Source organism: Catenulispora rubra (assembly GCF_015356825.1).
GTDB lineage: Bacteria > Actinomycetota > Actinomycetes > Streptomycetales > Catenulisporaceae > Catenulispora > Catenulispora rubra.
Map to the genome: position 1 here is coordinate 1 of NZ_JAACYW010000051.1, position 18,800 is coordinate 18,800.

Annotated in this window: 12 protein-coding genes and 1 pseudogene; 12 read left to right on the forward strand and 1 reads right to left on the reverse strand. The window is 70.8% G+C overall.

Translation table 11 applies throughout. The features are described 5' to 3' along the window. Positions 1 to 354: 354 nt before the first annotated feature. The 10 genes and pseudogenes from GWK61_RS16845 (at position 355) to GWK61_RS16885 (ending at position 16,016) form a co-directional block, all read left to right on the forward strand. Positions 355 to 1,170: an AfsR/SARP family transcriptional regulator gene (locus GWK61_RS16845; protein WP_194909330.1), complete on the forward strand. Its 816-nt coding sequence runs from the start codon at positions 355 to 357 to the stop codon at positions 1,168 to 1,170. Further along, complete coding sequence (locus tag GWK61_RS16850) at positions 1,167 to 3,377, forward strand: TOMM precursor leader peptide-binding protein (protein ID WP_194909331.1); 2,211 nt, start codon at positions 1,167 to 1,169, stop codon at positions 3,375 to 3,377. Before GWK61_RS16845 ends, GWK61_RS16850 begins: the two co-directional genes overlap by 4 nt. Before the next feature lies 1 nt (position 3,378). Then, positions 3,379 to 5,274: a TOMM precursor leader peptide-binding protein gene (locus GWK61_RS16855; protein WP_194909332.1), complete on the forward strand. Its 1,896-nt coding sequence runs from the start codon at positions 3,379 to 3,381 to the stop codon at positions 5,272 to 5,274. Positions 5,275 to 5,305: 31 nt separating this feature from the next. Continuing rightward, entirely contained in the window at positions 5,306 to 6,925 is a 1,620-nt protein-coding gene (locus tag GWK61_RS16860) for a nitroreductase family protein (protein WP_194909333.1), read from the forward strand. Positions 6,926 to 6,936: 11 nt separating this feature from the next. Continuing rightward, positions 6,937 to 9,783, forward strand: coding sequence for a lantibiotic dehydratase (locus GWK61_RS16865; RefSeq protein WP_194909334.1), 2,847 nt, complete (start codon positions 6,937 to 6,939; stop codon positions 9,781 to 9,783). Next, a complete protein-coding gene (locus tag GWK61_RS16870; protein WP_228562441.1) occupies positions 9,780 to 11,144 on the forward strand; it encodes a lantibiotic dehydratase C-terminal domain-containing protein in 1,365 nt (454 codons plus the stop codon). The genes GWK61_RS16865 and GWK61_RS16870 overlap by 4 nt, the downstream gene beginning before the upstream one ends. Before the next feature lie 362 nt (positions 11,145 to 11,506). Next, a pseudogene (locus GWK61_RS60780) lies at positions 11,507 to 11,929 on the forward strand (site-2 protease family protein); the annotation flags it as partial. A 516-nt stretch (positions 11,930 to 12,445) separates the two neighbouring features. Beyond that, positions 12,446 to 13,369: an ABC transporter ATP-binding protein gene (locus GWK61_RS60785; protein ID WP_438939771.1), complete on the forward strand. Its 924-nt coding sequence runs from the start codon at positions 12,446 to 12,448 to the stop codon at positions 13,367 to 13,369. Beyond that, a complete protein-coding gene (locus tag GWK61_RS16880) occupies positions 13,366 to 14,142 on the forward strand; it encodes an ABC transporter permease (RefSeq protein ID WP_194909335.1) in 777 nt (258 codons plus the stop codon). The genes GWK61_RS60785 and GWK61_RS16880 overlap by 4 nt, the downstream gene beginning before the upstream one ends. Next, entirely contained in the window at positions 14,139 to 16,016 is a 1,878-nt protein-coding gene (locus GWK61_RS16885) for a TOMM precursor leader peptide-binding protein (RefSeq protein ID WP_194909336.1), read from the forward strand. The genes GWK61_RS16880 and GWK61_RS16885 overlap by 4 nt, the downstream gene beginning before the upstream one ends. 59 nt (positions 16,017 to 16,075) lie before the next feature. On the opposite strand, the gene GWK61_RS16890 is transcribed toward GWK61_RS16885, so the two are convergent. Next, positions 16,076 to 16,294: a thiazolylpeptide-type bacteriocin gene (locus GWK61_RS16890; protein WP_194909337.1), complete on the reverse strand. Its 219-nt coding sequence runs from the start codon at positions 16,292 to 16,294 to the stop codon at positions 16,076 to 16,078. 147 nt (positions 16,295 to 16,441) lie between these two features. On the opposite strand from GWK61_RS16890, the gene GWK61_RS16895 reads away from it, so the two are divergent. Together GWK61_RS16895 and GWK61_RS16900 are read left to right on the forward strand one after the other, a co-directional pair. Next, complete coding sequence (locus GWK61_RS16895) at positions 16,442 to 17,674, forward strand: amidohydrolase (protein WP_228562442.1); 1,233 nt, start codon at positions 16,442 to 16,444, stop codon at positions 17,672 to 17,674. Then, positions 17,671 to 18,750, forward strand: a complete 1,080-nt coding sequence (locus GWK61_RS16900) for an LLM class flavin-dependent oxidoreductase (RefSeq protein ID WP_228562443.1) — start codon at positions 17,671 to 17,673, stop codon at positions 18,748 to 18,750. The genes GWK61_RS16895 and GWK61_RS16900 overlap by 4 nt, the downstream gene beginning before the upstream one ends. The last annotated feature ends 50 nt before the right edge of the window (positions 18,751 to 18,800 follow it).

Below are 18,800 nucleotides of genomic sequence, written 5' to 3' on the forward strand. Positions count from 1 at the left end.
GCCGAAGCCCCCGAACGTCGGGGAGCTGGGCGCGGGCGCCGGCGCCTGGCTCTTCGCCTTGTCGGCCACCGTGGCCGTGGACACAGACACGGTCGCGGCACCGGCCAACGCGGCGGCCACACCGACCGCAGCGGCCGAAGAAGCCAGCGCTGTCACTATTCTTCGCATCGGCAACCTGCTTTCCAGGTAATGGAATCGGGGATCCTGACGACCAAGACGATCCTCTCGCCGAATCACGCGGTCCACCCTTGCATGGCATATCTGCAGCAAACTGCAACCGCCCCGCAGAACTGGCATCTAACTGCACGCCCGCGACCTTGCCGCCCGCGCCGCCGACCGCTGAGGATGGCTGCCATGAGCGATCGACCTGACCGGATCACCGTGCGCTTCTCCGTGCTCGGGCCGGTAAGCATCGACGACGGCGCGCAGACGGTGATCCTTCCGTCCGCCAAGCCGGTGTCCCTTCTCGCGGCGATGCTTCTGCGGCCCAACAAAGTCGTGCCGGTCGACTATCTGCAAAGCGCGGTCTGGGGCGAGAACGCCGCCGACACCACGAAAGCAACTCTGCAGGCCTACATTCTGCGGCTGCGCCGGATATTCCGGAAGTTCGGCGCGGACGACGACATCATCCAGACCGTCCCCGGCGGATACCGGCTGCCGGTCTCCGCCACCACCCTGGACCTGTCGGAGTTCCGGGAGCTCACCACGACGGCCTCGGCGGCCGACCGCCCCGAGACCGAACTGCGGCACCTTCGTAGAGCCCTGTCTCTGTGGCAGGGCCAGCCGCTGGCCAACGTCCAGTCCGAGACCCTGCACCGAGACGAGGTGCCGGTCCTGGAGGAGGAGTGGCTGCGCACCGCCGAGCGCCGCTTCGACGTCGAGCTGGGCCTGGGGCGGCACCGCGACATCCTGGCCGACCTGCGCTGGGCCACCCGCGCCTACCCGGCGTACGAACGCTTCCGCGAGCAGCTCATCGAGGCGCTGTACCGCACCGGCCGGCAGGCCGACGCGCTGTGGGAGTACCGCGACATCAAGGACTACCTCGGCGAGGAACTCGGGGTCTTCCCCGGGCGGCCGCTCCAGCAGCTGGAGATGGCGATCCTGCGCGGCGAGGAACTGACCCAGCGGCCCTGGGCCGAATCGCGCATCCGAATAGGAGAAGTGTTGTGACCAGCGCCTACGATCACGTCGCCGGCACCCGTCCGCGCGTGAAGCAGGACGTGCTCTACACCCGCACGCCCCAGGGCGTGCTCTTCCACAACTCGCACGCCGGCTTCCACCTGGCCTCGGCGTCGGCCTACCGCTTCGCCTGCGCGATCGTGCCCCGGCTGACCGGCCGGCACACCGTCGCCGAACTCTGCGACGGGCTCGGCGACGGCCCGCGCGCCATGGTGGCCGAGCTGGTCACGGCGATGCTCGACCGGGACTTCGCCCGCGACGTGCCGCCGGAATCGGCGGAGGCGGCACGGCTCCCGGCCGCGGTCGCCGAGCGGTTCGCCGCGCAGGTCAACTACGCCGACCACTACGCCGGGCTGGCCGTGGAGCGCTTCCTGGGCTTCCGCACCGCGCACGTCGCAGTGCTCGGCGACGACGCCGTCGCGCAGTGGTGCGCGCTGAGCCTGGTCCGCAACGGCTCCGAGGCGGTCGCGGTCCGGGGCGGCGCCGGGCACGCCGCCGGCTCCCGGCTCGCGGACGAGGTCGCGGAGCTGAACGAGGCGGGCTGCGCGGTGATGCTGCTGCCGCTGCCCGAGCACGAGGTGACGTGGGACGACCTGCGCGGCTACGACGTGGTGGTGACGACCGGCGGCATCCGCCAGCTGACGGCGCTGCTGGCGGCCGGGGTGCCGGAGGGTGTCAGCCTGCTGCCACTGTCCGTGGTCGGCGGCCACGCGCTCGTCGGGCCGCTGACCCGCGGCACGCGTCCGGGCTGCTTCGTCTGCGCGGCGCTGCGTTTCGGCGCCAACCAGTCGTCCGGTGCGGCCGCGGACCTGTGGAGCGGCCTGGTGGTGCCCTCGGCCGAGACGGCCGCGACGGCGCCGAGCCGGCCGCTGGCCGCGATGCTCGGCAACCTGCTGGCCTTCGAGGTCTTCCGGCTGACCACCGGCGCGCTGCCGCCGGAGACCGAGGAACAGGTCATCGTGCAGGACCTGGACTCGATGGACTGCACCACCGAACCGCTGTCCCCGCATCCACGCTGCCCTTACTGCTCCGGCATTACAGTCCGCCCCGAGACCGAAGCCGTCGTCCCCGAATCGCCGCGCACCACCACGGTCGCCGACGCCGACCAGGCCGACGAGATGTACGACGAGCTGACCGCGCGCTCGGTGCTGGTGCAGCCGTCGGTGGGCGTCTTCACCGCGTTCGACGACGACACGATCACCCAGCTGCCGGTCAAGGCCGCACGGATCCGGCTCGGCCTCGGGCACGCCGAACGGCGCGCCATCACCGCCTTCGACGTGCACCACGTCGTCGGCGCGCGCCTGTCCGCACTGCACCGGGCCGCCGAGGTGTACGCCGAGCACGTGGTTCCGCCGCGGCTCGCCGAGGAGAACGGCGACGGGGACGGCAACGGCGACGCGCCGATCCGGGTCGAGGCGGCGGATATGGCGATCGCCTCCGGCGCAGGAGCTAGCGCTGGCGCCGGCGCCGGCGCTCAGGTGGGCATCGGCGACCACATCAAGGCTCTGTCTCTGCTCTCGGGCAAGGAGGTCTTGGTCCCGGCCGCAGCTGTACACACGTTTGGGGTCGCGAACCGCGACGGCGTGTACCTGCGGACGTCGGCGGGTACCGGCGCGGGACGTTCCACGGCCGAGGCGCTGGGCCGCGCGATGTGCACGGCGCTGGGCCTGGACGCGGTTCGCAGTGTTCTGAGCCACGAGCGTCCGGCGGCCCGCGTGAAGCTCCCGGGCCTGGACGACGACCCGGAGCTCCGCTTCCTCGCCGAATCGGCGACGCAGCTGGATCTGGGCGTCGAACTGCTCGACCTGACCGATCCCGCGTCCGGCCTTCACGTGCTGCTCGCTCGTGCGCAGGACGAGGCGAGGGACCGGCCGGTGTGGGCCCTCGGCGCCGACGTCCTGTGGCGGCGTGCGGCTCGGGACGCGCTTTGCGACCTGGTCGGGCGGGTCCAGCTGGGCCGACAGGAGCCTGATGTGCCGGTCGACGGCGGAGACCCGCTCATCAGGGCTCTGGATCCGTTCGCACTGCCGGTCGAGGGCGACGTCAGGCCGGCTCTGGACGCGGCGTCGGCGTGGCCCGAGGCCTTGGACGCCCTGCGGCGTGCGGGACGGGACGCCTACGTCGTACCAACGGGCTCGGACGACCTTGCTCGCGCCGGGATCGTCGTGGTGCGCGTCCTGCTCACCGGACGGCGTTGACGTGGCCGAGCTCCCGTGGGCCCGCGCCTGCGCCGACTTCGAAACCGCCCTGCGGCGGCGGACGAGCCTGGATACGGTCGTCGCGCCGCTCGGGGTGCGGGACGAGCTAAGTGGACAACTCCCCACTTCCGGTCGGCGGATCCCGCTCCATTTCACTGGGCGCCACGTCATCGCCGGTCCGTTCGGCGGCCGGGCCGACGTCCAGGCCTGCGCACGCTGCCTGGCCCGGCGCTGGCAACGGATCCGGGACCCGCTGATCCGGGACGCGCTGGAGACCGGCGGCCCGACGCACGCCGCGGGTACGCCGCCGCAGCTCACCGACTTCGCCGTCGATGCCACCGCGGCGCTGCTGGAGCAACTCCTGGCGGAGAGCGCGAACAGCGATGGCTCAGACATCGGAATTGTGAACGGCGAGCTTTTGGCGCCGGAAGACAGCGAATCCTTCGTCTACCAGCTCGATCTCGTCCAAGCCAGGATCCTGCGAACCCGAGTCCTGGCCGACCCGGACTGCCCGGACTGCGGCTTCCCGGACCGAGGGACCACCTGGGCGCCGATCCCGGAGCTACCGGCCGCGCCGCGCTCGAAGCCCGGCTCGTCCCGGGTCCGCGACGCCGACGCCTTCGACCTCCCGGCCGACGCGCTGGTCAACCCGGTGTGCGGGGTGCTGGGCCAGGCGACCATCGCAGAGCTCGATCTGCCGACCACGTCCTCGGTGCTCGGCGTCATCGCCGAACGCGCCGGCGGCCGTCTGTACGAAGTGTTCTGGGGCGGCCATCGCGACACCTATCGTCGAAGCCTGCGAACCGGCGTCCTGGAGGGCTTCGAACGCTATGCGGGGCTTCGTCCGCGCGGCCAGGAGCCGCCGCTGATCGCCGCCTTCGACAAGCTCACCGAGCCCGCTCTGGACCCGCGCGACTGCGGGATGTATGCGCCGGAGTTCTACGAACAGGACCCTGAGACCAAGGCGTTCGCGCCGGACCGCGAGATCCCCTGGGTCCGTGGCTACTCGCTGCGCGACGACCGCGAGATCCTGGTCCCGCTCGTCCTGAGCTACTACCACTGCGAGCCGCACGCCGAGCGTTTCGTCCAGCAGTGTTCGAACGGCTGCGCGTCCGGCGGGTCCCTGGCCGAGGCGGTCCTGTCCGGCCTGCTGGAGCTGATCGAACGCGACGCCTTCCTGCTGACCTGGTACGGCCGCCGCTCGTTGCCCGAGCTCGATCCCCGCAGCAGCAAGCGCGCGGAGACCAGACATCTGGTGGACCGGCTGGCGATGTACGGGTACGAAGCAAGGTTCTTCGACACCCGACTGGCCTTCCCGACCCCGGTCATCACGGCCGTCGCGGTACGCCGCACCCCCGGCTTGGGCGCGCTGTGCTTCGGCGCGGGCGCCGCCCTCGATCCGGAGGAAGCGTTGGCGGCCGGCTTGTCCGAGATCGCAACCGACGCCCTGCACGCGCGGCGCCGTGCCGAACGCGACGAGGCCGAACTGCGGGCCATGGCGGCCGATTTCAGACAGGTCGTAGGACTGCACGACCACTCCCGGCTCTACGGCCTGCCGGAGATGGCGCAGTACGCCTCGTTCCTCCTGGACCGGCCGCGCACCGACCTCCTGCCGCTGAAGCAGGCGTTCGGCGACGTGCCGCCACGGACCGGCGACCTTCGCGACGACCTCGCCGAGTGCGTCGCGGAGGTGACGGCGGCGGGCTTCGACACGATCGTCGTCGACCAGACCGCGCCCGAGCAGCGGCGCCTGGGCCTGTCCACGGTGGGCGTCATCGTGCCCGGCCTGGTGCCGATCGACTTCGGCTGGACCCGGCAGCGCGCGCCGATCATGCCGCGCCTGCATGCCCTCACCGGCGCCTCGGCGCCGAATCCCGCACCGCACCCCTTCCCCTGAAGCGTTCGCAGGACAGTTAGGAGACCTCCTCATGGGCACCGCCCACGACTATCTGCGCACGGTCATGAACCGGGCCCGGGTGCCGATGGAGCCGATCGGCCTGGAACCGGACTGGGGCGACAAGCCCCGGCATCTGAAGTACTACCGGGACGCCGAGCGGCTGCCGTTGCCGATGGACCCAGCGCCGCCGCCGCTAGGCGATGCGGCCGACGGATTCTCGGTCGCGCTACTGGCGGACATGCTCCGGCACTCCTACGGCTACCTCGGGCGGCGGCTGGCTCCGCACGCCAACAACGACCTGGCCACGCTGCCGGATTACGCGGACGCGAACTGGTGGCGGGGCACCGCTTCCGGCGGCGGTCTGTATCCGGTGAGCGTCTACTGGGCTTCGGGGGCGCGCGGGCCGGTGCTGCCGGGGCTCTACCACTACTCGCCGCCGCATCACGAGATGCGCCGGCTGCTCACCGGGGACGTGACCGGCCAGATCCGGGCCGCGCTCGGTGACACCGCGCCGTTCGTGCATCCGGACACCGACCAGTACCTCGTGCTCGGGCTGAAGTTCTGGCAGAACGCGTTCAAGTACCAGAACTTCTGCTACCACGCGGTCACGATGGACGTCGGGACGATCCTGCAGAGCTGGCAGACGTTCCTGGCCGACCGCGGGCTGAGCCTGACCCCGGCGTTCTGGTTCGATGACCGGCGGCTCGGGGACCTGCTCGGGGTGCCGCCGGAGCAGGAGGGCGTGTTCGCCGTCGTCCCGCTGCCCTGGGCCGGGGCTGCGGCGGAGTCTGCGCCGGGGTCAGTGCCCAAGTCGGTGCCGAAGTCAGTGCCCGAGCTAAAGACAGGCCAGAATCCCGAGTACCCGCCTCGGGTTCGCACTGTCGAGCAGGAGCGGTCGCGCCGGGTGCGGACGTTCGACTTGGTCACCGCGGTGCATCAGGCCACGATGACGCCCGCGCCGCGGCCCGAGCCGGTGGCGCTGGATTCGGCGGCGGTGGTTCGGCCGTCGCCGGACCGGCCGGTCGTCGACCTGCCCGCGCCTTCCGCGATGGCACCGGCGCGGCAGGCGTTCCGGGCGCGGCGCAGCAGCTTCGGCCGGTTCAGCGGCGCGATGCCGACGTCCGGTGCCGAGTTGGCCGGGGTGCTGGCCGCCGGGGCGCGAGCGGCCGCGTTCCCTTGCGACGTCGCGGAGGCGGAGCGGGGGCTGGAGTTGGCCAAGCTCTACGTCTTCGCCAACCACGTGCAGGACGTCACGCCAGCCGCTTATGAGTTCGACCCGGCCGCGAACCGCCTGGTGCGCGTGACGAAGCGCGCGCCGGCCGAGTTCCTGCAGCCGACGTACTTCCTGGAGAACTACAACCTGGAAGAGGCCGGCGCGGTGATCGTCCCGGCGGTGCGCGCGGACGCTGTGTACGACGCGGTCGGCGATCGCGGCTACCGGCTGGCGAACGCCGTGGTCGGGGCCGTCGCGCAGGCGGTGTACCTGGCGGCGGCCGGGCTCGGGCTGGGCTGCGGCGCGGCGCTGGGGTTCGACAACCCCGCGTACGTCGAGGAGCTGGGGCTGGACGGCACCGGGGAGTCTCCGCTGCTGCTGCTCATGATCGGCCGGGAGCGCGAGCTGCCCGCCGACTTCCGCTACGAGATCGGCTGAGGGGGATCGCCGTGACTGTCACCATGCCTTTCGCAGGACTCACCGATGCCACCGACGCCGGCGACGCAACCGGCGCCACCGGCCTCGCTGGCACCGCGACCGACTCGGGCGCCGCCGGGAGCTGGGAGCTCGGCCGACGCTTCATGCTGCGCGTCGCGGGCCTGCCGTTCTCGGCGCTGGAGTCGCTGCGCAGCCCGGCGAGCGTCGCCTGGGCCGACGCGGTGCTGGACGGCGAGCGCCGTCTGGCGGAGTCCGGCGCCGCGCTGAGCGACCTGCTGCACGAGGCCATCAGCGACAACGAGGACGAGGCCGACCGGCGCGCTTTGCTTGGCCTGCGACGCCAGGTGTTCAACGCGAAGCCGGTCAAGGATCCGGAGGCCGCGCTTCGGTTGCCGATGTCGGACGGCTGCCGGGACGCGCTGGCCGGTTGGCTGCGTGAGCATGCCGCGTGGCAGGAGCTGCGTGCGCAGGGTTCTGCGATTCTCCGCACGGAGGATGCGCAGGTCCGCGAGACGCTGCGCCAGCTTGCGGCCGAACCGCGGCTGCGGCAGGGGCTGCTCCTGGCCTCGCCGTCGCTGGACGCGGCGTTGGACGGGTTTCTGGCCAAGCCGCCGGGCGAGCTCGGCAAGCGGGATCGGCGCACGCAGCGTGCGCTGGTCGAATATCTGTACAAGGTGGCCGGCAAGACCAGCCCGTTCAGCAGCTTCACCGGCGTGGCGCTGGGTGAGTTCACTGATATGCCCGGCGCGGCCTCGGCCTCTGGCCCTGATTCGATCGCCGTTCCGGACGACTGGACGGATCATCCGCGCATCAACGTGGCCGTGCTGGCGCGGCTGGCCGACCTCGTCGCGGCCGACGACGCGTTGCGTGCCGATCTGCCGGTGACGCTGACCGCTGGTTGGCACGCCGAGGAGGACCGGCTGCGGTACATGCGGCACACGACGGTTCGTGGGGACGACGACGCGGCGGTCAGTTTCGACATCGTGCAGGACGACTTGTTCTTCCTGCGTCACGGCGCAGCGTTGCAGGGGATTTTGGACGTCCTGGCCGGTGAGCCGGGGCTGCGCTACTCGGAGTTCATCAGCAGGCTGAGTTCTGCGGTCCAGGCACCGGCGGCTGACTGCGACGCCTACGCGCGCCGGCTGATGCAGCTGGGGTTGCTGCGGGTTCCGGCGCTGCGGATCGACATTCACCACCGCGATCCGCTGCGCGATCTGGCCGGTCGGCTGCTGACGTTGGAGCGTCCGTGGGCGGATGAGTTGTCTGCGCGGCTCGAAGGCATCGCAATGCTTTTGGACGGCTTTGCCGATGCGGACCTGGCGGCGCGACGCGCGATCCTTCAGCGGATCCGGACCGGGTTCGAGGAGGTTCACGAGGCGCTGGGGGCGCCGGAGGCCACGCTGCCGAGGACGCTGGTTTATGAGGACGTCCGTGCTGGTCAGGCGCCGGTGGTGTGCGACCGGTCGGAGTGGACGGCGAGCTTCGGTGGCCCGTTGCGGACTCTGAGCGAGGTTCTGCCGCTGTTCGACATGGTCCTGACTCACCGGCTCGTGCTACGCGGGTTCTTTCTCGCGCGCTATGGCGTCGGCGGGCGGTGTGAGGACGTCGCGGGGTTCGTGCGCGACTTCCATGAGGACATCTACGACCAGTACGTGCGGCTGACGCAGGAGCGTCGCAGCTTCGACGAGGACGGCGGCTACCTGCCGTATGAGAACTGGCTGCGCCAGCCGGAGTTCGGTGTTCTGGACGCGGCCCGGGAGGCGTTCGCCGAGCACATGCGGGAGCTCTGGCGGGGTCGGGAGTCATCGGAGTCAGAGGACGAAGTCGTATTGTCGGAGGCGGTGCTGGCCGAGATTGCCGGACGGATCGCGCCGTTCACGTCGCGGTTCCGTCCCGAGGCGCACTTCCTACAGGTCGGACGGACCGACAGCGGTCCGATCGCGGCGCTCAACCGCTCGTTCGGCGGGCTGCACTTCCCGTTCTCGCGGTTCTCGCACTGCTTCGAGGACGTCGGGGCGGAGGGGCTGTCCGGTGAGCTGCGTCAGACCTCTGGCATGGTCGCCCCCGACGGCGCGGTGTTGGCTGAGGTCGCCGGCGGGATCGTGGGGACGAACCTGAACCTGCACGGTCTGCTCACCGAGTATCAGATCATCTGCCCGGACGAGCATTCGTCGTTGCCTGCGGAGGCTCAGCTTCCGATGGACGACCTGTTTCTTGAGCACGACGTGGACTCCGACCGCGTGATGCTGCGGTCGCGGCGTCTGGGGCGCGAGGTCGTTCCGGTGTATCTCGGCTATCTGCTGCCGATGGTGCTGCCCGCGATTCCGCGGTTCCTGCTGCTGTTCTCGCCGTCGTCGTTGGCGCGGCTCGATGTGTGGGAGGGCGTGCCGGGCTTCGAGTCGGGCCTCGAGTCGGGCTTGGAGTCGGCGGAGGGCGTGCGGACGCGGCCGCGGGTTCGGCTGGGCTCGCTGATCGTCGCGCGCCGACAGTGGACGTTCCCCGCGTCCACGCTCCCGGCGCATCAGTCGGGCGCAGACAGCACCGAACGGCTGCTGGCCTGGCGTCGCTGGCAGCTCGAGCACCGTCTGCCCGATCAAGTGTTCGCTCGCTGCGACGCCGAAGGGGAGCGTGCCAAGCCGGCCTTGGTCGACTTCACCAGCACAGTTTCGCTCAGCCTGCTGGACGCGGCGCTCAAGGACGGCGGCTTCCGGCTCGAGGAGATGTCCCCGGGCGCGGACCAGCTCACCGTCATGTCAGGGCCCGAACACGGCCGCACGCCGGGCCACCACGTCGCCGAGCTGGCCGTCGAGACGACGGTCCGCCGCTCCCACCCGACCTTCACCGGAGGCACCTCATGACCACGCTCGCCGCCGAGCCGGCGGCCGATACCGGCACCGACCTTGAGTCCGGGCCCGGCGCCTGGCAGGCCATTCACATCTTCTACGGCGCGGTGCGGCTGTCCTTGCTGACGGAATCGATCAGGCCCCTGATCGCCGGGCTCCGTCAGGACGGCCTGCTCGACGGCTGGTTCTTCATCAACTACTGGGTCGAGGGCACACACCTGCGGTTGCGGCTGCGGCCTTCGTCGGCCGCCGCCACGGATGTCGTTCTGTCGCGCGCTGAGGCGGCCATCGACGAGTACCTGCGCAGGCGTCCGGCGCTGTACTCGGCCGACCCGGACTTCCTGTCCGACGTCTACACCAAGATGTTCGACTTCGAGTTCACCGACGAGCAGCGGGCCCGCTTCCTCGACGAGAACGGCCGGATGCGGCTGCGCGAGAACAACTCGCACAGCCGCGAGCCGTACGAGCCGGAGTACGGCAAGTACGGCGGCCCCGCCGGAGTCGCGGTCGCGGAGTGGCACTTCGAGCAGTCCTCCGACCTGGTCGTCGAGCTGCTGCGGACGATGAACACGCACCTGCGCTCCATCCGGCTCGGCATCGCCGCACAGCTGATGATGGTGACCGCGGCCGCGTTCGAGCCCGACGCCCAGGCCTGCGCCGACTTCTTCGAGGGCTACCACGCCTTCTGGCGCCGCGCCTTCGACACCGACGGCGACGTGACGGACGAGGACTACGACTCGGCCTACGCCAAAACCGGCCCCGGAATCAGCCGCCGCTTCGCAGCCATCCGCGACGCGTTCGCCCAAGGCACCGCCCCAAGCCTGCCCGGCGTCCTCGGCCCCTGGGCCACCCACTGCATCGAGCTGCGCTCACGCATCGGCACCCTCGCCGACCGCGGCGACCTGGCATTCGAATCCTGGGACGACACCGCCGACCTGGTCCTGACGGACGGCGCCGCAGCAGCCCGCCGCCTCCTGCTCCCCTACCTGCACATGACGAACAACCGCCTCGGCATGACCCTCACCGACGAGGCCTTCCTCGGCCGCATCCTGGCCCGCGCGCTGCGGGAGACAGAGGAAGAGACCGAGCCGGAGACCGCGGCCGGTCCGGAAAGCGCGACCACGGCCAGGCCGGCGAGCGAAACCGAGCAGGAGACTGCCGCCGGGCCAGCGAGCGCGGCTGGGCCGGAGACCACGGCCGGGCTGGTGAGCGCAACCGAGCCGGAAGCCGGAACCGAATCCAAGCAGAAGACTGCGACCGGGCCGGAAAGCGCAACCATGGCCAGGCCAGCGAGCGTGGCTGGGCGGATGACCGCAACCGAGCTGGCGGGCGCAATCGAGGCGGCGGCCGAGCCGAAAGCGGAGGCGGCACCGTGACCACCACCTGGCTGGAGCAGAGTCCGGCGCGCGCGGCGCATGTCGCGATCGGTCCCGGGATGCTGCGTGGCGCGGCGCCGGTCTACCTCGTGAAGAACGGCGGCACTGGTGCGCGCTATGAGCTCGGGCCGCGTGAGCACTTCGTGCTGGAGCGCCTTGATGGCAGCCGAACGCTTGATGCGATCGGCGCCGAGTATGCCGAGCACTTCAGCAAGCGGCTTGGTGAGAGCGCGTGGCTGCAACTGCTGAGCTTGTTCGGGAGCCGGGGCTTGCTCGCCGGTGGCGATGAGCTCGCCGAGCACGCCACGGCGAAGCGCACTAAGCGCGAGTCCAAGAAGGGCTTCCCCGCTGGCGACATTGTGATGTTCGACCCCGAGCGCCTGATCGGCTTGCTGCTCCGGGTGCTGCGTCCGGTGCTGACTCGGCGTGTCGCCGTGCCCCTGGTCGTGGCGCTGGTTGCGGTCGAGGTGCTGATCTTCGCGCATGTCAATGAGCTGGCTCACGAGTCGTGGCATTTTGCCAGGCAGCCGGCGCTGATCCCGATCGTCTTCAGCGTCTACGGACTGAGCCTGCTGACCCACGAGCTCGGGCACGGCCTGGTCGGCGAGCGCTTCGGCGGGCGCGCGACGGAAGTCGGGCTGCGGTATCGGCTGCCGGCGATCGGGTTCTACTGCACGGTCGAGGACATGCCGCTGTTCCGGTCGCGGTGGCAGCGCGTCGCCACCGCCGCCGCGGGCATCGTGGTGGACATCGCCTTCCAGGTGCCGTTCTTCGTGCTGTGGACGGCGCTGCCAGGTGGCGACCCGACGCGGGCCGCGATCGCGATGCTGCTCATGTACAAGATCGCCGGCGTGGTGTTCAACCTGCTCCCGCTGCCGCCGCTGGACGGCTACCTGATGCTCAGCCATGCGCTGAACATCTCCCGGCTGGCGGTCTCGAGCGGGAAGTACATCAGCCTGCTCATTCACCGGGATCCGGCAGCGCGCCGTTATCCGCGGCGTGCCGTCGTCGCCTATCTCTGCTATCCGTTCGTCGCCGCCGCGTGTGTGCTCCCTGCCGCCTACGGCCTGTGCTGGTACCTGATCAGCGCGTTCCCGAGCCCGTACGGATGGCTGGTGATCGGGGCACTGGTGCTGCTCAACGTCGCCGAGCCGGTGGTGAATCGGCTCCGTGGCAAGCACCGGACGACCGAGACTCCGGCGGCGGAACCGGCCGCAAAGGCACCGGACACCCCGCCCGAACCACTCCCCCTCGCCACACGCACGGAGGCGCGCATGAACCTGTCGCCGATCTCGAAGACGCTGACAAAAACAGCAGAACCGATAAAAGCAGCAATCATCGTCGAGCACGTCCGCAAGACCTACGGTGCCGTAACCGCCTGCCGCGACGTCTCCCTCACCGTCGCCGAGGGCGAGCTGTTCGGCGTCCTGGGCCCCAACGGCGCCGGAAAGACCACCCTGATCGAGATCCTGGAGGGCCTGCGCCGCCCCGACTCCGGCACAGTGTCCGTCCTCGGCACCGAGCCCTGGCGCCGCGACGCACACACCCTCCTCCGCATCGGCGTCCAAACCCAGGCCTCCGCCTTCTTCACCCGCCTCACCGCGCTGGAGCACCTGGAGACCGTCGCAGCCCTCTACCGCGCCCCGCGCCGCGCGGCCCGCGAAGCGATCGAACGCTTCGGCCTCACCGCGTCGGCCGGCATACGCGTCGAACGCCTCTCCGGCGGCCAGCGCCAGCGCCTCGGCATCGCCGCGGCCCTGGTCCACGACCCGGACCTGGTGTTCCTCGACGAGCCCACCGCCGCCCTGGACCCCCGGGCCCGGCTGGACCTGTGGGACCTGATGCGCGAGATCCGGGACCGGGGCAAGACCATCGTCTACACGACGCACCAGCTCGACGAGGCCGAGGCGCTGTGCGACCGGGTGGCCATCATGAGCGGCGGCGAGGTCGTCGCGGTCGGCGATCCGCTGCAGCTGGTCGACTCGCTGGAGCAGCCGGTACGCGTCTTCGTGCCCTGCGAACGCATCAGCGTCGGCGCGGCGCGCGGCCTGCCCGGCGTCGACGACGCCCGCGCCGAGGGCGCCTCGACCGTCATCGCCACCCGCGCCCCGGGACTGGTCCTGTCGGCGGTCACCGAGATCGCCGGGATCCAGGGCATCAGGACCCGCACCGCTTCGTTGGAAGACGTCTTCCTCGCCCTGACCGGAAAGGACTTCGCGGCATGAGCGCCGGGAACCCGAACGCCGCCGGCACCCCGCTGGGTGCGCTGAGCGCCGCCATCACCCGCTCCTACTACCGCGACAAGGTGACGCTGTTCTTCACCTTCGCCTTCCCGCTGATCTTCCTGGTGGTCTTCGGCGTCCTGTTCCGCGACCAGACGGTCGGCGGATCCGGCTTCATCGCCTCGACCGCGGCCGGCGTCCTGTCCTGGGCGGTGGCCACCTCGGCGCTGTTCGGCGTCTCCTACACGCTGATGCACTGGCGCACCACCGAGGTCCTGCGCGTGATCCGCATGACGCCGACCCGGCTGCCCACGGTCATGGGCTCGCGGTTCCTGGTCGCCGTCGGCGTGGCGCTGGTGCAGGCGGTGTTCTTCGTCGGGGTCGCGATGCTCCCGGTCTTCGGCCTGCACCTGTCCGGTCGCGCGGTGCTCGCGCTGCCGACGATCCTGGTCGGGGTGATGGCGTTCTTCGCACTGGGACTGCTGGTCAGCGTCGTGGCGTCGTCCTCGGAAGCGATCGCGGCGATCGCCAACTGCGTGATGACGCCGATGGCCTTCCTGTCCGGCACGTTCTACCCGATCAGCCTGAGCCCGCGCTGGATCCAGGACATCTCCTGGGTGCTGCCGCTGCGCTACCTGGTCAACGGCACGGTCGGACCGGTCGGCGGCACCGGCGGCGTCACGACGGTCCTGGTGTCGTGCGCCGCGCTGCTCGGCTTCACCGCGCTGTTCGCCGGGCTGGCCGCGCGGTACTTCCGGTGGAGCCGTGAGGCATGAGGACCCTGACACAGCTGTTGACCGACCACGCGGCCCGGGACGGTCGCGGGCCGGACCGGGTGCCGCGCGTCGTCGAACTCGGCGAAGAGGATCTGCTGACGTGGGAGCGTTCCCCGGTCAGCGAATCGGGCGACCCGCGTCCGGATGTGCGGGACGCCGACATCTTCCTGACCTCGCGGGCCGTCCTGGTCCTCCGGCGCGGATCAGAACGCGCCTGCGGCCACTGCCTGGCGCTGCGCTTGCAGCGTATGCAGCCGGCGCACGAACGTGACTTGCTGGAGATCGGCTCCGGGACGCAACGAGTCGGAACCTGGCCCGACATCGGAGAACAGCTCGCTGTGGCTGTGTGGGCCTGTTTCAACCAGGCCGATCAGGCTCGCGCCACAGAGCTCTCGCAGGTATGGCGCGTCGATCTCCGAACCCTGATGGTCACCGCCTCACAACTGCTCCGCGACGCCCGCTGCCCCAGCTGCGGCGACCGCGATCCGGAACCGCCGGACATCGACCTCGGCATCGTCCGCAAGCCGAGCCCCACCGAATACCGCGTGCGCCGACCCGAGGACTACGCGATACCGATCAAAGCACTGGTCAACCCGGTCTGCGGCGTGCTGGCCCCGGGAACGTCGCTGTCCCTGGGCTCGCCGACGACCGCGCCGGTCGTCGGAGCCGCCTCGGTCCGCGGACCGATCGGCCTGCACGACCTGAGCTGGAGCGGCCAGGCGAACTCCTACGCCGCCAGCTCCCGCCTGGCCCTGTTCGAAGGCCTCGAACGCCACGCCGGAACCATGCGCCGGCGCCCCGGCCTGGTCGTCGGCAGCTACACCGAACTCGCCGACAGAACCCTGACCCTGAATCCCGGCGAGTGCGCCACCTACTCCCCCGAGTCCTACACCACCGACGACCACCTCACCCCGTTCGACCCCGACCGGCCGATCCCATGGGTCACCGGCTACTCGCTGCGCGACAAACGGCCGATCCTGGTCCCCGTGCGCCTGGCCTTCTACGGCTGGGACGGCGGATCGGAACTGTTCGCCTTCGAATGCTCCAACGGCTGCGCGAGCGGCGGCTGTCTGGCCGAGGCCGTCCTGTTCGGCCTGCTGGAGCTGATCGAGCGCGACGCCTTCCTGCTGGCCTGGTACGGCGGCGCCGAGCTGCCGGAGATCGACACGGCGTCCCTGGACGGCACGGCGCGCGCCATGCTGAACCGCGCGCGCTTGCAGGGCTACGAAGTCCGCCTGTTCGACAACCGGATCGACCTCCCGGTCCCGGTGGTCACCGGCGTCGCACGCCGGACCGACGGCGGCGACGGGCTGTTCTCGTTCGCCGCCGGGGCGGGCATGGACCCGGAGTCGGCCGCGGAGGCCGCGCTCGGCGAGATCCTGACCTACATCCCCTCGATGCGACACCGGGTGCAGGCGCGCCGCGAGGAACTTCAAGCGATGGCACAGGATTTCGCGCTGGTGAGCGGTCTGGCCGACCATCCGGCGCTGTTCGGTCTGCCGGAGATGGCCGAGCACGCGCGGCACTACACGCGCGACGCCGATCCGGTACCCGTCTCAGAGCTCTACCAGGACTGGCTGCGCGTCCGTCCCGCGACCGACGACCTGGCCGACGATGTCCGGTTCCTGGTCGACGAGGTGGTGCGCGCCGGATCGGACGTGATCGTCGTCGACCAGACCAGTGCGGAGCAGCGCGCGGCGGGGCTGTCCGGAGTACGGGTCATCGCGCCGGGCCTGGTGCCGATCGACTTCGGCTGGGGACGGCAGCGTGCGCCGCGGGTCCCGCGGATGTTCACGGCGCTGCGGCGTGCGGGACTGCGGGACGCCGACCTGACCGCGGCGGACCTGCACCTGGTCCCGCATCCCTTTCCATGATTCCAAGCGAAAAGCCGGTCGCGGCGCCGCCGGCATCGGCGGCACCGCGACCTCGGACCTCACGCGCAGCAGCTCGTGGTGGAGCAGGTCGAGCAGGTGCTGGTGCTGCTGGTGCTGGTGGCGTGGTTGCCGTTGCCGCCCTGCTTGCCCGCCGGGGCACCCATCAGTCCGTCGAACTCCGCGTAGTCCTGGATCTCGAAGGTCTCCGAGTCCAGGGCCTGCAGCTCCATCGCCAGCGAGACGAGAGTGCCCTCGGTCGTGGTGTCGAACGCTTCCATCGTGTGCCTCCAAGGCTGTCCATCCGGTCCGTCCGGCTCCTGCCGGCCGATGGATCCATTACGCCAGGAGCCGCTTACACCGAACCGGACAGAGAACCCGACAGAACGCTGACACCAACACCGACACCGGGCCGACAGGAGGACGTCATGGAAAACGCCATGCTCGACCGCGCGCTGGAACTGTACGTCGACCTGCATCAGCACCCTGAGCTGGCCGGCGCCGAGGAGCGCACCGCCGACCGGTTCGCCGCCCGGCTACGCGAGTGCGGGCTGAAAGTGACGACTGGCATCGGCGGCCACGGCGTGCTGGGGATGCTGAGCAGCGGGGACGGCCCGACGGTCCTGCTGCGCGCCGAGCTCGACGCGCTGCCGATCGCCGAGGAGACCGGCCTGCCCTACGCCGCCGACGAAGCAGCGGGCGTCATGCACGCCTGCGGGCACGACGCACACCTGGCCTGCCTCGCCGGAGCCGCGACGCTGCTCGCTCGGCACAGGGACGCCTGGCGCGGAACGCTGGTCGTCGTCGGCCAGCCCGCCGAGGAGGAGCTGTCCGGCGCCGCCGCGATGCTCGCCGACGGGCTGTACGAGCGCTGCGGCCGCCCCGACGTCGTGCTCGCACAGCACCTCACGCCGCTGCCGACCGGCTGGGTCGCGCACTGCCCGGACGCCGTCACGGCCGCGAGCCGCACGCTGGAGCTTCGCGTCCACGGCCGCGGCGGGCACGCCGGGCTGCGGCAGTTCGCCGTGGATCCGGTGCCGGTGGCCGCGGCGATCGTGCTGGACGCGGCCGGGATCGCGGACCGGCTGCCGGCGGCCGTCACGGTCGGGACGATCCGGGGCGGCAGCCGTCCCAACGTCATCCCGGACATGGTGACGCTCGGTATCAGTGTTCGTGCTCCCACAGCGGCGGTACTCGGCGCGGCGGTCCGGGACCTCGCTCAGATCGCGAACGAGCACAGCCGCCGGGCCGGGTGTCCGCGTCCGCCGGAGCTGACGACAACCTCCGCGGCACCGGCCGGACAGAACGATCCGGCAGCCGGCCGGGTCGTCCGGAAGGCCCACCTGCAACGGTTCGGGCAGTCCCGCATGCTCGCGCTCCCGCCGTCGATGGCGACCGACGACTTCCCGCTGCTCACGCTGCCCGACTCCGACCGTCCGATCCCGTCCGTCTACTGGATGATCGGCGCCACCCCGGCCCGGCGCTGGGCCGAAGCCGACGGGACCACGCTCGTGGCGAAGGCCGCGAACGTGCCCGCCAACCACTCCGCGCGGTTCGCCCCCGATCCGGCGCGGACCCTGCGAACCGGGATCGCCGCGATGACCGGCGCGGCGCTCGCCTTCCTCACCGGTCCCACCTCCGAAGGGAAATCCACATCATGACGACCATCCAGCACGGCGTCTCCTTCCTGCCCGACTGCCGTCCGGAGAAGCGCTCGGCCACCGACTACTACGCCGACGTCCTGGCCATCGCGCGCCTGGCCGACGAAGCAGGGTTCGACTACGTCAAGATGACCGAGCACTACCTCGGCAACTACGGCGGCTACTGCCCCAGCCCCCTGACATTCCTGGCCGCCGTGGCCGCGCAGACCACGCGCATCCGCCTGATGACCGGCTGCGTCCTGCCCGCGTTCCACCACCCGGTGCAGCTCGCGGCGCACACCGCGATGCTCGACGCGCTCAGCGGCGGGCGGCTGGACGTCGGCTTCGCCCGGGCCTGGCTGCCGTACGAGTTCGAGGCCCTGGGCGTCCCGCTGGACTCCAGCCGGGACCGCTTCGAGGCGACGATCGGGGCGGTGCTGCGGCTGTGGACCGAGGAGAAGGTCACCGAGAGCACCGAGTTCTTCTCCTTCACCGACGCCACGTCGCTGCCGCCGGTCGTGCAGAACCCGCACCCGCCGGTGTGGGGCGCGGCGATCCGCTCGCCGGAGAGCTTCCAGTGGCTGGCGCGCCAGGGTTTCGGCGTCCTGATCTCGCCGCCGCCGCTGCGCAGCGAGCTGGGGTGGTCGCGTGATCTGATCCAGCTCTACCTGGACACGTTCGCCGAGGCCCACGGCGGTACGGACCTGCGCCCGCGGATCGCGTTCAGCGTCCCGCTCTACGTCGCGGAGACCGACGCCGAGGCCTACGACACCGCGATCCCGCACATCCGGGAGTACCTGGACGTCACCGCCGAGGCCGCGAACGCCTGGAACGACGTCTCCTCCCCCGCCTACCGCGGCTACGAGAACATGCGCAAGGCGTTCGGCCGGGTGGACGACGACCAACTGCGGCACGACGGCGTCGCGGTGGTGGGCTCGCCGGAGTCGGTGGTGGAGCAGATCCGGGCATTGCGGCAGGAACTGTCGGCGGATGTGTGCCTGTGGAACGTGGATTACGGCGGCCAGGACGCGGCGACGATGCAGCGAAGCCTGCGCTTGTTCGTCGACGAAGTGTTGCCGCACGTCAGGGCGTTGTGAAAGTCCCGTCAAGAAAGCACCCTCCACTATGAAGACACATGAAACGGCCG